The 14286-nt window shown below is 73.0% G+C and carries 18 protein-coding genes; 7 read left to right on the top strand and 11 right to left on the bottom strand.

Going from position 1 to position 14286, the window contains the following annotated elements; all coding sequences use genetic code 11:
* Window positions 1-32 precede the first annotated feature (32 nt).
* Window positions 33-2177, bottom strand: a complete 2145-nt coding sequence (locus DSM112329_RS12725) for an MMPL family transporter (protein WP_354702194.1) — start codon at window positions 2175-2177, stop codon at window positions 33-35.
* A gap of 66 nt (window positions 2178-2243) precedes the next feature.
* On the opposite strand from DSM112329_RS12725, the gene DSM112329_RS12720 reads away from it, so the two are divergent.
* The gene (locus DSM112329_RS12720) at window positions 2244-2843 is read left to right on the top strand and encodes a helix-turn-helix domain-containing protein (protein WP_354702193.1); all 600 of its coding nucleotides are present in this window, start codon (window positions 2244-2246) and stop codon (window positions 2841-2843) included.
* 60 nt (window positions 2844-2903) lie between these two features.
* The gene (locus DSM112329_RS12715; RefSeq protein WP_354702192.1) at window positions 2904-3551 is read left to right on the top strand and encodes a DUF2461 domain-containing protein; all 648 of its coding nucleotides are present in this window, start codon (window positions 2904-2906) and stop codon (window positions 3549-3551) included.
* A gap of 118 nt (window positions 3552-3669) precedes the next feature.
* Here the strand turns inward: DSM112329_RS12715 and DSM112329_RS12710 are convergent, their stop codons facing one another.
* Entirely contained in the window at window positions 3670-5307 is a 1638-nt protein-coding gene (locus DSM112329_RS12710; protein ID WP_354702191.1) for an ATP-binding cassette domain-containing protein, read from the bottom strand.
* An 81-nt stretch (window positions 5308-5388) separates the two neighbouring features.
* Between DSM112329_RS12710 and DSM112329_RS12705 the strand changes: the two genes are divergently transcribed.
* On the top strand, window positions 5389-5601 hold the full coding sequence (locus DSM112329_RS12705) for a hypothetical protein (protein WP_354702190.1): 213 nt from the start codon (window positions 5389-5391) through the stop codon (window positions 5599-5601).
* A gap of 12 nt (window positions 5602-5613) precedes the next feature.
* Here the strand turns inward: DSM112329_RS12705 and DSM112329_RS12700 are convergent, their stop codons facing one another.
* The 5 genes from DSM112329_RS12700 to DSM112329_RS12680 are packed head-to-tail and all read right to left on the bottom strand — an operon-like array spanning window position 5614 to window position 8402.
* Window positions 5614-6321, bottom strand: coding sequence for a hypothetical protein (locus DSM112329_RS12700; protein WP_354702189.1), 708 nt, complete (start codon window positions 6319-6321; stop codon window positions 5614-5616).
* A gap of 43 nt (window positions 6322-6364) precedes the next feature.
* On the bottom strand, window positions 6365-6826 hold the full coding sequence (locus tag DSM112329_RS12695; RefSeq protein ID WP_354702188.1) for a group III truncated hemoglobin: 462 nt from the start codon (window positions 6824-6826) through the stop codon (window positions 6365-6367).
* 46 nt (window positions 6827-6872) lie between these two features.
* Window positions 6873-7292, bottom strand: a complete 420-nt coding sequence (locus DSM112329_RS12690; protein WP_354702187.1) for a plastocyanin/azurin family copper-binding protein — start codon at window positions 7290-7292, stop codon at window positions 6873-6875.
* Window positions 7293-7348: 56 nt separating this feature from the next.
* Window positions 7349-7984 carry a hypothetical protein gene (locus DSM112329_RS12685; protein WP_354702186.1) on the bottom strand — a complete coding sequence of 212 codons (636 nt, stop codon included), beginning with the start codon at window positions 7982-7984 and terminating at the stop codon, window positions 7349-7351.
* 34 nt (window positions 7985-8018) lie between these two features.
* Window positions 8019-8402, bottom strand: coding sequence for a hypothetical protein (locus DSM112329_RS12680; RefSeq protein WP_354702185.1), 384 nt, complete (start codon window positions 8400-8402; stop codon window positions 8019-8021).
* A gap of 110 nt (window positions 8403-8512) precedes the next feature.
* Here DSM112329_RS12680 and DSM112329_RS12675 point away from each other — a divergent pair, with 110 nt between their 5' ends.
* Together DSM112329_RS12675 and DSM112329_RS12670 are read left to right on the top strand one after the other, a co-directional pair.
* On the top strand, window positions 8513-9034 hold the full coding sequence (locus DSM112329_RS12675) for a hypothetical protein (protein WP_354702184.1): 522 nt from the start codon (window positions 8513-8515) through the stop codon (window positions 9032-9034).
* Window positions 9035-9091: 57 nt separating this feature from the next.
* The gene (locus DSM112329_RS12670) at window positions 9092-9664 is read left to right on the top strand and encodes a DUF4870 domain-containing protein (protein ID WP_354702183.1); all 573 of its coding nucleotides are present in this window, start codon (window positions 9092-9094) and stop codon (window positions 9662-9664) included.
* On the opposite strand, the gene DSM112329_RS12665 is transcribed toward DSM112329_RS12670, so the two are convergent.
* The 3 genes from DSM112329_RS12665 to DSM112329_RS12655 all read right to left on the bottom strand — a co-directional run bounded on the left by DSM112329_RS12665 (window position 9654) and on the right by DSM112329_RS12655 (window position 12587).
* Window positions 9654-10421 (bottom strand): MBL fold metallo-hydrolase, encoded by a 768-nt coding sequence (locus DSM112329_RS12665; RefSeq protein ID WP_354702182.1) that lies wholly within the window; start codon window positions 10419-10421, stop codon window positions 9654-9656. The two genes, DSM112329_RS12670 and DSM112329_RS12665, sit on opposite strands and share 11 nt — an antisense overlap.
* Complete coding sequence (locus DSM112329_RS12660) at window positions 10418-11530, bottom strand: hypothetical protein (protein WP_354702181.1); 1113 nt, start codon at window positions 11528-11530, stop codon at window positions 10418-10420. The genes DSM112329_RS12665 and DSM112329_RS12660 overlap by 4 nt, the downstream gene beginning before the upstream one ends.
* 148 nt (window positions 11531-11678) lie before the next feature.
* Window positions 11679-12587 carry an alpha/beta hydrolase gene (locus DSM112329_RS12655; protein ID WP_354702180.1) on the bottom strand — a complete coding sequence of 303 codons (909 nt, stop codon included), beginning with the start codon at window positions 12585-12587 and terminating at the stop codon, window positions 11679-11681.
* 37 nt (window positions 12588-12624) lie between these two features.
* Here DSM112329_RS12655 and DSM112329_RS12650 point away from each other — a divergent pair, with 37 nt between their 5' ends.
* Together DSM112329_RS12650 and DSM112329_RS12645 are read left to right on the top strand one after the other, a co-directional pair.
* Window positions 12625-13116 (top strand): hypothetical protein, encoded by a 492-nt coding sequence (locus tag DSM112329_RS12650; RefSeq protein WP_354702179.1) that lies wholly within the window; start codon window positions 12625-12627, stop codon window positions 13114-13116.
* 38 nt (window positions 13117-13154) lie between these two features.
* Complete coding sequence (locus DSM112329_RS12645; protein ID WP_354702178.1) at window positions 13155-13715, top strand: VOC family protein; 561 nt, start codon at window positions 13155-13157, stop codon at window positions 13713-13715.
* Here DSM112329_RS12645 and DSM112329_RS12640 read toward each other — a convergent pair.
* Window positions 13702-14259 carry a hypothetical protein gene (locus tag DSM112329_RS12640; protein WP_354702177.1) on the bottom strand — a complete coding sequence of 186 codons (558 nt, stop codon included), beginning with the start codon at window positions 14257-14259 and terminating at the stop codon, window positions 13702-13704. The genes DSM112329_RS12645 and DSM112329_RS12640 overlap by 14 nt on opposite strands.
* Window positions 14260-14286 lie beyond the last annotated feature (27 nt).

Genomic DNA, 14286 nt, shown 5'->3' with positions numbered 1-14286 from the left:
GCACGGGCAACCCCGTGCCCGCGAATCTGGCGTCAGGCGGTGGTGCCCGAGGCGGCGGTCTCGGACGGGCCCTCGACCGAGAGCCGGGGCAGGCGCCGCTCCAGGCCCGACGGCATCCACCAGCTCCACTTCCCGAACAGGAACATGAGGGCGGGCACGAGCGCGAGCCGGATCACGAACGCGTCGAACAGGATCGCGGACGCCAGGCCGAGCCCGAACAGCTTGATCGTGCGGTCGCCGCCGAGCATGAACGAGGCGAAGACGCTGATCATGATGATCGCGGCGGCCATGATGACCTTGCCGGTGAGGGCCAATCCGCGGCGGACGGCGGCAGTCGCGTCGCCGTGCTTCTCCCACTCCTCGTGCATGCGGCTGACGAGGAAGACCTCGTAGTCCATGGACAGGCCGAAGACCACGGAGAACAGGAAGACGGGGAAGAACGACTCGATCGGCCCGGTGCTGTCGACGCCGATCAGGGACGCGAGGTGCCCGTCCTGGAAGACGAACGTGATGACGCCGAGCGACGCACCGACGCTGAGCAGGTTCATCGCGGCGGCCTTCAGCGGGATGACGAACGAGCGGAAGACGATGATGAGCAGCAGCAGCGAGAGGCCGACGACCACCGCGATGAACAGCGGGAGCTTCTCGGCGAGCTTGTCGCTGAAGTCGGCGGTGGTGGCGGTGGAGCCACCGACGCTGACCTGCATCCCCGCGGACTTCTCGACGCCGGGGATGACGTCGTCCCGCAGGGTGCTCAGCAGGTCGTCGGTCGCCTCGTCCTGCGGCTTGGAGCTCGGGAAGGCGGTGAGGGTCGCGGTGTCCTTCGCGCCGTTGAGCACGGGCTGGGCGACGGCGGCCACGTTCTTCGTGCCTTCGACCGCTGTCCGCAGCTGCGCCAGCGCGTCCGTGTCGCCGGGCTTTTCGAGCTGTGCGACGAGCAGCAGCGGGCCGTTGAAGCCGGCCCCGAAGCCCTCGGCGAGCTGGTCGTAGGCCACGCGGGTCGTCGAACCCTTGGCATCGCTGCCCGAGTCGCTGCTGCCCAGGCGCATCCCGAGGATGGGGGAGGCGACGACCAGCAGCAGGGCGATGGAGGCGATCGCGACGACGTGCGGCCGGCGCTGGACGGCGTGGGCCCAGCGGCCGAACGGTCGCTTGCGGTCCTCGGCATCAACTGTCGAGCCGAGCTTCACGCGGCGGCCCATCCGGCTGCCGAGCAGGGCGGGCAGCAGCGTCAGGGACCCGAACATGGTCAGCGCGACCGCGAGGGCCGAGGCGATGGCGGGCCCGTTGAGGAACGAGAGGCCCAGCAGCAGCATCCCGAGCAGGGCGATCACGACGGTCGTGCCGGCGAACAGCACGGTCCGGCCCGCGCTGTCCATCGCGGTCAGCGTCGCCTCGCGGATGTCCGAGCCGCGGGTGCGCTCGCCGCGGAAGCGGTTGATGACCAGCAGCGCGTAGTCGATGCCGACACCGAGGGCGATCATCACCGCCAGCGACGGCGCGAAGCTCGCGATGTCGAAGACGGCGGAGGACGCGAACACCAGGCTCATGGCGACGGCCAGGGCGGAGATCGCCACGATCAGCGGCATCGCCATGGCGGCGAGCGAGCCGAGCACCAGGACGAGCACGATGATCGCGACCACGATGCCGATGAGCTCGGTCGCGGACTGCTCCTGCTGCTGCGCGAACTTGATCGCGAATCCGCCGAGGTTCACGTCGAGGCCGTTGCCGGCGGCGGCCTCGGCGGTCTCGATGACCGTCTCGACGTCCTTCTTCTCGAGGTCGGAGGCCTGCGCCTCGAACGCGAGCGTCGCGAAGCCGATCGTGCCGTCCCTGCTGACCGAGCCGGTCTTGGCGTCGGGCGGGACGACCGCGGCCACGCTGGGAAGCGCCGAGATCTCCTTGACCACCTCGCCGATCCGCTTCTGCTTGGCCGGGTCGGCGAGCGTGCCCGATTCGGCCTTGAAGACGATCTGGCTCGAGTCGCCGGCCGCCTGCGGGAACTTGTCCTTGAGCAGGTCCACCGCTTTCTGCGATTCGCTGCCGGGCAGGGAGAAGTTGTCGACGAAGCCCCCGCCCGAGGCACCGGCCCCGCCGGCGGCGAGCAGCACGGCGGCGATCCAGATTCCGATGACGAGGCGGTGCCGGTCGTGGCACCAGGCGGCGAGTGAGCGCATTTCTGCAGTGTACGCAATTTTGCACCGGTTGCAATCTTGCGTTGAATGCAACTATGGTGTGACCAGATGGGACTGAGAGAGCGCAAGCGGGAACAGACGCGATCCGCACTGGCCGACGCCGCACTGGACCTGTTCTCCGAGCGCGGTTACGACGCCACGACCATCGCCGACATCGCCGAGCGCGCCGGCGTCTCGCCCCGGACGTTCTTCTCGCACTACCCGTCCAAGGAACAGGTGATGTTCCCGGACGACGAGCTGCTGTTCTCGACGCTGGAGATCGCGCTCGCCGAGCGGCCGGAGGGGCAGCAGACGCTCGACGCGCTGCGCACCTGGCTGGTCAGCATGCTCGGCGTCATGGACCTCGAGGCCGAAGCCGGCCGCAAGCAGCTCCAGCGCGACGTGGTCGCGGGCACGCCCGTCCTGCTGGCGCATCAGCGCCACCTGCTCGCCCGCTTCGAGGTCCTGATCCGCGAGTCGGTGGCCGCCGACCTGGGGGAGACCGCCGACGACCTGCGCCCGCGGCTCGTGGCCGCCACCGCAGCGGCGGCGCTCGACGCCACCCATCCGGTCGACAACGCCGTCTACGAGCTTCCGGAGATCCTCGCCCGCCTGGACCTCGCGCTCGCCTTCCTGCGCGGTGGTCTGGCCGCGCTGGACGACGGCTGACCCGCCCGGTTTGCGTCCAGTCCTCTAGACGGGGACGCGGCGAGCCGCAAGGGTAGGGGGATGCCCGCCTTCTCCGGCTGGCCGAAGGAGGCGCTGACGTTCCTCGCCGATCTCGAGGCCAACAACGATCGCGACTGGTTCAAGGCCAATCGCGGGCGCTACGACGCGAGCTGCGCCGAGCCCGCGCTCGCGCTCGGCGCCGACCTCAGCGACCTCGGCACCCCCAAGCTTTTCCGGCCCTGGAACGACACGCGGTTCCGGCCCGGTCCGCCGCTCAAGGAGCACGTCGGCCTCGCGGTCGGCTACGAGGGAGCGGGTGGCTGGTACGTGCAACTGGCGCTCGACGGCGTGATGATCGCCGCGGGCCTGCACAGCCCGAAGCCCGACCAGGTCGCGCGGCTGCGCGCCGCGATCGACGACGGGCGCAAGGCGGCAGCGCTCACCCGTGGCCTGGCCGTCGCGCGGGCGGCCGGCCTCACCCTCAACGACCCGGACCTGCTGCGCGTCCCGCGCGGCTTCGACGCCGACCATCCGCGGGCGGAGCTGCTGCGCCGTCGCAGCCTGACCGTGTCGGTGACGATGCCCCCGGCGGCCTGGCTGCACAAGCCGGCGGCGTACGCGCACATCCGGGAGTCGCTGGACGCGGCGACGCCGATGGTGAACTGGCTGCGGCGGCACGTGGGACCGACGCAGGCGACCTCGCGCTGAAGCCCGGCGGACGGCGGCGACCGTCGGGTCTCCGTCACCAGACGCGGGGAAACCGACGTTCGGCTCGGCGGAGCGCGGCGGTGATCCCCACGGCGCAGACCGGGACGGCGGGTAGCCGTCAGCGGCTGAGGTCGCGGTCCAGGCGGAAGCCCGCCGCGGACAGCATCACCAGCATCATCCCGAGCAGGACGCCCACGGAGACGGGCACCGGCACCGTGTAGAAGTTCGGGTCGAAGCCCGTGACCGTGCCGATGTCCTGCGAGAGGCGCGTGTCGAGGCTGAGCGCGGAGCCCAGGCCGGTCAGCGCCCAGCGCGAGACCGTGAGCGCCGAGAGGAACTTGAGCGGCGCGAACATCGACGCGATCGGGATGACCGCGCCCGCGAACAGCATCTGCGGGATCGCGACGAGCGGGACGGAGCTCGTGGCCTGGTCACTCGTCTTCACCGCCGTCGACAGCCACAGGCCCATCGTGACCGACGCCCAGCCGGCGATCACGCAGATGAGCAGGACCTGGAAGTTGACCGCGCCGCCCAGGCCGAGCGGCTGCAGCAGCAGGACGGGCAGCACGAGGAGCGCCACCTGGGCGGTCGCCAGCGGCAGCAGGACCAGGCACTTCGCGATCAGGTAGGCGTCGAGGCGGACCCCGACCGCGGTCTCGCGGTCCAGGATGGCCCGTTCCTTGACGATCTCCCGGCAGGAGGCGATCAGCCCGAGCCAGACCGCGCCGACGAGCAACAGGAAGCACAGCATCACGCCGTAGTACTGGCCGAGGACCTGGTCGCCGAGCGCGCCGGACGGAATCGCGAGGCCGATGGCGATCCCGATCACCGGCGCCTGGCCGACGAGCAGCGCGAGTGTCCGCTGGCTGCGCCAGGTGCACCTCGCGTACCGCGAGGCCAGGACGCGGGCCTGCGTCGCCAGCGGCGGCGCGACGCCGCGCGGGGCCCGGGCGCGGGGCGGGGCCAGGGACGGGCCGGGCGCCTCGTTCGCGGGCCCGCCGCCGGCGGCCTCCTCCTCGAGCGAGAGCGCCTCGTAGACCTCGTCGTAGTTGGCGACGCCGAAGCGGACGAGCAGCTCCTCCGGTGTCCCGACGAAGCGCAGGTGCCCGCCGCGGGCCATGACGGCGACCGTGTCGCAGAGCCCGAGGCTGCTGGTGGCGTGGGTGGCGACCAGGACCCCGCGACCCTCGTCGGCGAGCCGCCGGGCCAGGCGCATGATGCGCCGCTCGAGCGCGGGGTCGAGGCCGGTCGCGGGCTCGTCGAGGAGCAGGACGGATGGCCGGCCGACGAGCTCGACCCCGCACGAGGCCCGCCGCTTCTGGCCGTCGGACAGCTGCTTGATCCGCAGGTCCGCCTGGTCCTCCATCTGCAGCTCGCCGATGACCTCGTCGGCGCGGGCGTCGAGCTCGGCGGACGAGGCGTGGGGGAGCCGCAGCTCCGCCGCGTAGCGCAGTGCCTCGCGGACGGTGAGCTCGGCGTGGACCAGCGTGCCGAACGGGACGTAGCCGACGTCCGTCATGCGCTCGCGGATCGGATGGCCGTCGAGGCGGACGGCACCGCCGCTGGGGACGACCACGCCCGCCATCGCCCGCATCAGCGTCGACTTTCCGGATCCGCTCGGCCCGATGAGCGCGACGAGGCCGCCGCTCGGCACGGTCAGCGACGCGCTGCGCAGGATCGTCTGCCCGCCCGCCTCCACGCTCACGGCGTGGGCGGTGATGCCCGCCTCCTCGACCTGGGGGGTGATCGTCGACACGCGACAAGACTGCCTCATCGGCGCGCGCGGCGGCGCGCCACCAGGGAGGGAAGCCGGTCCCCGCATCGAACCTGGGCGGGGATGTCCGGCACGCATGACCTTCCGCTCGTCGGCCCCGGGAACGAGCTCCAGCTGACGATCGACGGCCGCGCAGTGCCGCACCACGAGGTCGTTGCGGCCCGATCGGCCCGCCTGCAGCCGGCCGCCGCACCGGGCGCCGACGCGGGTGCAGCGACCGCCGGCGGAGTCGTCCCGCGCGTCGCGCCCGGCCAGACGAGCCTGTCGGCGGACTGACCGGCAGGGCCGTCAGATCGCGGGCTCGTCGACGGGGTCGGGGTCCAGGACCTCCGCCTCGCCGCGGCGCAGGACCCGCAGGACGAGCGCCAGCGACGACAGCATCCCCAGCGTCGCGAGCGTGATCTGGACGCTGACGATGCCGTCCTCGGTCCAGTAGACGTCGTCGAGCTTGAGGAGCAGCGCCGACTCGTCGAGCGTCAGCGCGACCCCGACGCCGAACGGCACGGCGAGGATCGGGTCGAGGTTCTCGTTGCGGGACAGGATCGAGATCCCGCCCGCGATGAACGCGGTCGCGATCCCGGGGACGAAGTGGTGGATGTGGTCGTCGCCGACCACGAGGTTGCGGAACGGGCCGAAGCGCCCGCGCCGGCGGATGATGGTCGTCGACGCGCGGACGACCGCGAACGTCCCCGTGAACGACAGCAGCAGGTTCATGAGCGCGTTCTCGCGCGTGGAGCCGCCGCGGTAGCCGGCCTTCGCGACCTCGACGGTCTGCTCGATCGCCTGCTCGGCGGCCAGGACGACGTCATCGGTCTCGGCCAGCAGCGGGGCGTCGCCGCGGTGCCACACCCGGAACACCTCACCGACGACCACGCCGCCGGTGGTCACGATCGCGACGCCGGCCAGCATGCGGGTGCGCCGTTCCGCCGCCGCACGCCGGCGCTGGGCAGCGGTGCGGGACTGCCGCAGGACGAGGTCCGCTGCTCTCACGCGCATCCGCGGTCGCCGGGTCGGGACATGGCGCCAGCGTACCCCGGCGTCAGCTGCCGCCGCGCGGGCGCGGCTCGATCACGAGCAGCCCGCCGACGACCGGATCCCCGGCGGGCGCGGCGCCGCGCTGCGGCAGGCGCCGCTCGAACGCGCCGGCGACGCGCTGGGCGTGGGACTTCGCGAGGTCGGCGCGCTCACCCGCGAACAGCTCGTCGACCGTCGTCCGCCACAGCGCGAGCCAGCGCTCGAAGTGGCCGGACCGCAGCTCGACGCGCGCGTGCAGCTCGGCGTGGGGGCGGAACGCACCGCCGCCGTAGGAGTGCGCGTCGAGCAGGATCGTCTCCCAGAAGGAGGCGATCACCGGCACATGCGCCTCCACGTCCAGCCGGGCGATGTCGGTGAAGATGAAGCCGATGACCGGATCGGTCAGGGCCCGGCCGTAGAAGGCGCGGACCAGGCGCTCGCAGTCGGCGCGGCTCTCGATGTCGCCCAGGACGGCGCGCTCGGTCATCCCGACCACTATGGCGCCTCGCCGCCGGCCACCCGCACCGTGCCGGCTACTGCACGATGATCGTGCCGAGCATCCCCGGGTGGATCGTGCACTCGTAGTCGATCAGGCCCGTCTTGTCCGCCGTGTACGTGAACGTGTCGCCCCGCTTCAGCTCGTCCGACCGGAAGTCGTCGTCGAGACCCTTCACGTCGTGCGTCGTCGAGCCCTGCGGGTTGGTCCAGACGATCTTCTGGCCCTTCTTGACCGTCACGGTCTGCGGGACGTACTTGAAGTTGCCGCTCTGCGCGAGCCGCATGCGGACGTGGACCGCGCCGTCGGCCTTGGTCGGTGCCAGCCCGCTCTCCTGGCGGTTGAGGGACGTGGTGCCGCCGCCGCCCGAATCTTCGTCGTCCCCGCCGCAGCCGGTGACGGCGACGACCGAGGCCAGCACGGCGAGCAGGGACAGGGCGCGCGAGGAAGGCAGCATCAGCGCCTATCGTGCCGGACTCGGCCGGCCGACGGGGCGGCGCGGCGCTCAGGCGCTCAAGCGGTGCCGGTGAGCGTCTTCGGCGCGGGCGGGGCGGCGGGAGCGGACCAGGCGCGCAGATCGCGCTCGAGGTCGCGCAGCTGCCCGCGCGCCTCCCAGGCACCCCAGACGCACGCGAGCACCGGGATCGACCGCGAGGCCCCGGCCCGCAGCGCCCGTCGGGCGGCACGGAGCTTCCACAGCAGGCGCGCCGCCTGCTTCAGGCCGCCCGGCCCGCGCAGCGCCGCCGCCGCCTCCTTGGCCTGAGCTGCGAGGTGTCGCGCGATCGGCGGGGCGTCGCCGGACTGCTGGCCCCGCGCGGTCGCGGCGTCCGGTGCCGCGCCGAACGCGACCGCGAGGCAGGCGGCCCGCTCGGCGTCCGGGAGGTCGGGCCGCACGACGGCGGCCAGGCGGCCGGCCGCGACCAGCTGGCACGCCATCCCCAGCGGCGCGGTCCAGAGGCCCCCGAGGCCGCAGGCGAACACCTGCAGTTGGCAGCGTCGCCGCACGCGACCGGCCCGGCCGGCCGGGCCGAGGCCGCCGAGCTGCAGCAGGGCGCGCTCGGCGAGCCGCTCCGGCGGGCCGTCCGGCAGGCCCCGGGTCAGGCCCGACACCTCGGCCGGCGAGAGGGGGATCAGGAGGTTCGTCCGCATGCCCGACACGCTGGCAGATCGGCCCGTGTCCTGGTCACCCGCCGGCGCCGCGGGACTCCGCGCGCAGCAGGACGACGGCCGCGGCGGCGTCCACCACGGTGATCGCGGACACCGCGCAGGCGACCACGCCGATGCGCGGGGTGCCGGCCCGCGCGAGGCGGCGGCCGTACGCGACGATCGCCACGTTGAGCGCCGCACGGGCCGCCATCCACGGCCCGCGCGCGCGGCCCGCGACCAGCCCCGGCACCAGGACGAGGTCGGCGATGCCGATCAGGCGAGCGGCCTTCGGATCGACGAGGCCCCCGACCGGACCGACCCGCTCGGGGGCGGCCACCAGCGCGGCGCCGAACACGAACGTCGTCACCCCGGCGCCGATCGCCGTCCGGGTCGCCCGCTCCGTGGTCATCAGCGCGCTCATACGCGCCAGCCTAGCTCCGCCTCCCCGCCCACCCGTGCGCCCGGCAACACCCGGCGCCCGCGCGGCCTATCTGCGGCGGCCGCCCTGCTTTAGATTCGGGCCGCACGCCGATGGTCGACGTCAACGTCAAAACCGTTCGCCTCACCGCCGGAGCGCACCTGGCGCCCGCGGACGGCGTGTGCACGATGGAGCTCTGCTCGATGCTCGCCGGCGAGCGGTTCAGCGACCGACCGCACTGCGCCTGCCCGCTCCTCGCGGCCTTCGCCCGCGGCTACAACGATGCCCTCGACGACGTCCGCCGGCAGGAGCTGACGACGCTGGCGCTGATCCTGGTCGGGTCGCGGACCGACGACGCGGCCTGGCGGCGCGAGCGGGCCGGCCGCCTGTTCGCGCACGCGGCCACGATGCCGCCGCTGGTCGGCCGCCCCTCGCGGTGGCGCGCCCACGGGCTCACGGGGCAGCTGGCGCAGGCCGGCGCCCGCAGCGCGCAGGCGGTCCGCCGGGACGCGGCGGCGCACGACCGCACGCTCGCGCTGCTGCGGGAGCTCGCCGAGCCGAGCCGCACCGGTGCGGGGGTCCCGGACGCACCGCCCTCGCAGGCGCCGGCCGCCGCCGCCCTCGGGCTGTCCTGAGGCCCTCAGGCGGGAAGTTCCTCGTCCGCAGCCCGCGGACCCGGCATCATTGGGCGCATGGACTTCAGCAAGCCCGGCTCCTCGTCGCCGCCGCCCCCGCCACCACCGGCGCCGCAGACGGCCGTCGGGCCCACGCCGTCCCCGGGCTACTACCCCGATCCGGACGGCAGTGGTTCAAGCCGCTGGTGGGACGGCTCGCAGTGGACCGCGCACACCTCGCCCGGAGCGCCGGTGCCCGGGGGACCCGCCGGATCGCAGCTGTCGGGCAGCTCGGGCGACGGCCGCACGTGGGCCGCGCTCGCGCACGTCTCGCCGCTCGTCTTCGGCTGGTTCGGTGCGCTGGCGTTCGTGGGTCCGCTGCTCGTCCTGGCGATCAAGGGGTCGAGCGACCCGTTCGTCAAGCAGGAGGCGACCGAGGCGCTGAACTTCCAGCTGTCCGCGCTGCTGTACCTGATCGTCGGCGGAACGATCACGCTGATCCTGATCTTCGTCCTCGTCGGGCTGCTGCTCATCCCGGTGCTGGTCGCGGGGGCGATCGCGTGGCTCGTGCTCACGGTCATCGCCACGACGAGAGCCAGTCGCGGCGAGGCGTACCGCTATCCGATGACGATCCGCTTCCTCAAGGGCTAGCCACACGCGGGCGCAGCTCGAGCCTGCCGCCGGGCTCGAGCACGACGACCTCCGTCGCCGGCGCCAGGACGGCCGCACGCGCCGCGAACGCCCGCGGCGGCTGGTGGAGCAGCGGGTGCCCGCGGAGCCCGAGCGGGAAAGGGAAGTACGTCCCCCAGTGGATCGGCACCGCGACCCGCGGCCGCAGCACCGCGGTGGCCTCGGCGGCCCGTTGCGGGTCCAGGTGACCGGGCCCGAGCGTCGGTCCGTAGCCCCACACGGGGACGAGTGCGAGCTCGAGCGGCGCGAGCTCCGCCATCGCGTCGAACCGATCGGTGTCGCCGGCGAAGTACAGGTCGCGGTCGACCACGTAGCCGAGCGCCGGCACCCGCCGGCCGCGGCGCCTCGCGCTGTGGACCGCCGGTGTCGCGGTCACCTCGACGCCGGCGAGGGTCGCGGTCTCGCCGACGTCGAGCTCGTGGACAGGCCCCAGCCCGCGGAGCGAGGCGGCCGCCCCGCGCGGCGCGATGATCGGCACCGACGACCCCAGGGCCCGCAGCGTGGGCCGATCGAGATGATCGAGGTGGACGTGCGAGATGAGGATGCCGTCGACGCCGCCGAGCGAGGCCGGGGCGACCGGCGGCACGCGGCGCGTGATGTGCGCCAGGCGCGGACGCAGGAGCGGGTCGGTGAGGATGCGGGCCCCGCGCACCTCGATGAGCGCCGTCGCGTGTCCCAGCCACGTGAGGGTCCGTCCCGTGGCCGTGGCCGGGGTCAATGTGCGACCTGACGCATGTCCCGGAGCCGCCGCCGCAGGCGCGGGCGCTTGTCCAGCGAGAGGTTCCCGATGATGCGGTACCGGTCGTACATCGCGATCACCATGCTGATGAGCAGGAGGAAGAACGCGGCGTCGGCGATCGGGAGGTACGCCGAGACGCCGGCGGTGCGGCGCAGGAGCACCCCGGCCCCGAGGATCGCGAGGTTGACGGTGACCATCGCGGTGAACTGCGCGACGGTCGAGCCGTAGCGCGAGCCCCGCTCGACGCGCCACAGGCTGATGACCGCGTTCAGCGTGACGATCGTCCCGACGCCGATGACGAGCTGGAACGAGCTGGCCCGGATCCCGTCCAGCACCTGGCTGAAGATGACCGCGATCGTGGCGAGCAGCAGGACCTTCTCGGCCGTCGCGACGCTCAGGATCGCGTTCATGTCCCGGCGCGGCGTGACCGCGCAGCTGGTCGGCCGGTCGATGTAGGCGTCGACGTGCAGGTCCGGGGTGCGGTCGGCCGGGGGCAGCCGCGAGCGCAGCGGCCACAGCCCGCTCGCCACCAGCGCGCAGGCGGCGAGGAACGCCGGCAGCAGCCACGGGTTGGCTGCCTGCTCGTCGGTGACGTCGAGCTCGGCGATGTGGATCCAGTACTCCTGCGGCAGCTTGATGCAGATCCAGATCGCGGCGGCGGCCCCGATCACCAGTCCGCGGCTCATCCGGGCCGGGTTCCACCGCAGCCGCACGAGCTCGTAGAAGATGAAGAAGTACTCGAACGTGTTGGGGAAGATGATCAGCAGCGCCCGCACGCCGGTCAGCTCGAAGGCCAGCGTCCCGGCCAGCCGGTAGTAGAAGAGGAAGCGCGCCACCGCCAAGGCGTCGGGATCCAGCCAGTTCCTGAACGTCGACGCGTAGGCGATCGTCAGGTAGTAGACGTCGAGCGCCTTGTCGTAGTCCTGGTAGTTGTCCAGGACGCTCGTGGCGTCGACAGCCTGGAAGATGGTCTGGTCGACCCCGTCGAGCAGCAGTGCGGCGATGATGAACGGCAGCGGGTACTTCGGGATCCCCAGCGGGATCAGCAGCCGCAGCGCGACGACGGCGACGAAGACGGCCTCGGTCAAGCCCCACAATCTACGCGCCGCACACGCGTGCAGGCGGCATGCGCCAGGTTCGCGTCAGACGTCGATACGGCTTAGAGTGGACCGATCCCCTGGGGGCAGGGGCCGGGCGGTCGGGGCGCGTTCGAGGCAGCGGACGCCGCCCCGGTCGTCAGATCGCCGCGTCGACGCCCGGGTCGGGGCGGTCGGCCCCGGTCGGCGAGCCGATCCAATCGCTCACCAGGGCGTTCACCCGCTCGGGGTCCTCGAGCTGGAGGAAGTGGCCGACGCCCGGCACGCGCTCGTACCGGCTGCCGGCCGGAAGCGCGTCCGGGAAGCACGTCGCGATGTCCGCCTGCATGCAGCCGTCGCCCTCGCCGTGCAGGTACAGGACGGGCGCCTTCGGCCTGATGGTGAACGTCGCCTTGAGGCCGCGCTGGAGGTTGTTGCGGTAGTAGCGGACGGCGGCGCGCCGGCGCCCGGGCCCGCTCAGCGCCTCGAAGACCCGGGTCAGGTCCTCGCGGGCATCGTGGCCCGGGGACCAGTCCCGCCACAGCCGCGGGATCACGCGGTCCTGCGCCCGTGCCGCGCCGGGGAGCTGGTTGAAGACGAAGTACCAGCTCATGGCCGTCTGGCGGACCGCCATGCGCGCGGTCGCCCGCGTGGTCATGGGCTTCAGGATCGCCGGGGGCGGGGGGACGGCGAGCGTCACGTAGGCGCGGAACCGGTTCGGGTCGGCCTCCATCGCGGCGTAGGCCGCCACCGCACCCCAGTCGTGGCCGACGAGCACGGAGCGCTCGTCGCCGCCGAGTGCGGTGTGCAGCGCCAGCACGTCGTCCCGCAGGTCGGCGACGAGGTAGCTGTCGTCCGGCGCGAGGTCGGTCGGGGCGTAGCCCCGCGTGAACGGCGCCACGGCGCGCCAGCCGCGCTCGGCCAAGTACGGCCCGAGGTGGCGCCAGGTCCACGCCGAGTCCGGGTAGCCGTGGACGAGCAGGGCGAGCGGCGCGGCCGGGTCGCCCCAGGCGAGCGCGCCGAAGCCCAGGCCGTTGGCGTCGATGCGGAGGCGTTCGGGAGTGCTCACGCCTGCGCAAGCTACCGGGCGTCTAGCCTGCTGGGCCATGCGCCTGAACCCGCGCCGCCCGACGGTCGACCCCGAGCGCACGCGCGCCGCGGTCGCGGAGCTCGACCTGCCGCCTGCCATCTGGAAGACGTGCCCGTGGGAGCCGCGCGAGCTCATCGCCGAGGGGCTCCGCCAGTGGCTGCGCTGCGCCGGCGCCGCGCTGCAGGACCGGCAGGTGATCGGCATGCCGTCCCGCGCCGTCGACGAGGCCTGGCACGGGCTCATCCTCTGCACCGCGCGCTACGCCGCGTTCTGCGACGCTGCCTACGGCAGGTTCCTGCACCACCACCCCGAGGGCGGCGGCCTGCCGTCGGCCGCCTCCGGCCCCACGATGGCGCAGCAGCTGTCGAACACCGTCGTGGCGTGGTCGTTCGTGCGCGGGCCGGGTGAGCGCTGCGTGCTGTGGGACCTCGATGCGGCCGTCGGGGTCGCCGAGCCGTGGGGGATCCCTGCGGCACGGGTCGCGGCGATCGAGGCGACGTTCCCCTGACTCGCGCGCGCGTCGCCGGCACGCAATATGTTGCGCCCATGCGCAAGCTGCAGAGTCAGGGCGTCCACCACATCACGCTCGTGGGCGCCGACCGCCAGACGTCGATCGACTTCTGGGAGGGCGTCCTCGGCATGCCGTTCGTCTTCGAGCAGCCGAACCTCGACAACCCGGGGGAGAGCCACCTGTACTTCGATCCCGGCGACGGCCGCCTGATCACGATCTTCACGGACGAGAGCCGGACCGGGACCAACGAGCGCACGTCGACCGACCCGGGCGCCGTTCACCACGTCGCGTTCTCGCTGTCGGCGGCGACGTTCGCCCAGGCCGTCGAGCGGCTGGACGAACGCGGCGTGCACCACAGCGGCGTCAAGGACCGCGGCTTCATGGACTCGATCTACTTCAAGGACCCGCTGGGCCTGCTGATCGAGCTCGCGTCCTACCGCTTCGTCCCGCCGCACGGCTTCACGCACGCGGACGTCCTGCTTGCCGCCCATCGCATCCGCGTCAGCCGCGGCGACTACAACATCGACATGGTGCACCTGGCCGACGCGATCGAGCAGCTGAGCCGCGAGTCGCGGCAGTCGCTCAGCGACGGCTGAGCGGCGTCGTGGGCCGCGGGCCCTTCGGCGCGACGGTGTAGCTGACGGCCACCGCGGCATCGATCGCGAGGATCAGCGTCCAGACCTTCGCGGTCGCGACGAACGCGTCGGTGCGCGACGGGTCGTCGATGACGAGCACCGCCGCGAGCATGAGCGCGGTGCCGACGCCCCAGGCCAGCAGGTGCCGCAGCCAGGCGCTGCGCTCGTACGCCGCACGCGCACGACCGTCACGAGGCTTGGGGGTCGGCGCCGGGCCGTCTGCGTATCGGTGTGCGAACCGCACGTCCGCCCAGCGGACCATGCGGTGGCCGAAGGCAACGGAGACGCCGATGTAGACCGCCGCGAGCGTGTGCGCGGTCGTCGCCGTGCCGCCGGCGCGCAGGTCCAGGATGCTGACGGTCAGGAGGATCAGGTCGACGAGCGGGGCGCACGCCAGGAGGATGCCGCCAAGGCGCGGCCGCCGCAGCAGGTACCGGACGGCAAGCCCGCCCAGGAGGACGACCCAGAAGAGAACCTCGCAGGCGACGATGACGGTGATGAGCACGGTATGACTCCCTCTTCGTTTTGCAAC

The organism is Paraconexibacter sp. AEG42_29 (assembly GCF_040581415.1).
Taxonomy (GTDB): Bacteria; Actinomycetota; Thermoleophilia; order Solirubrobacterales; family Solirubrobacteraceae; genus Paraconexibacter.
This window is presented reverse-complemented; position numbering and strand designations above follow the sequence as displayed.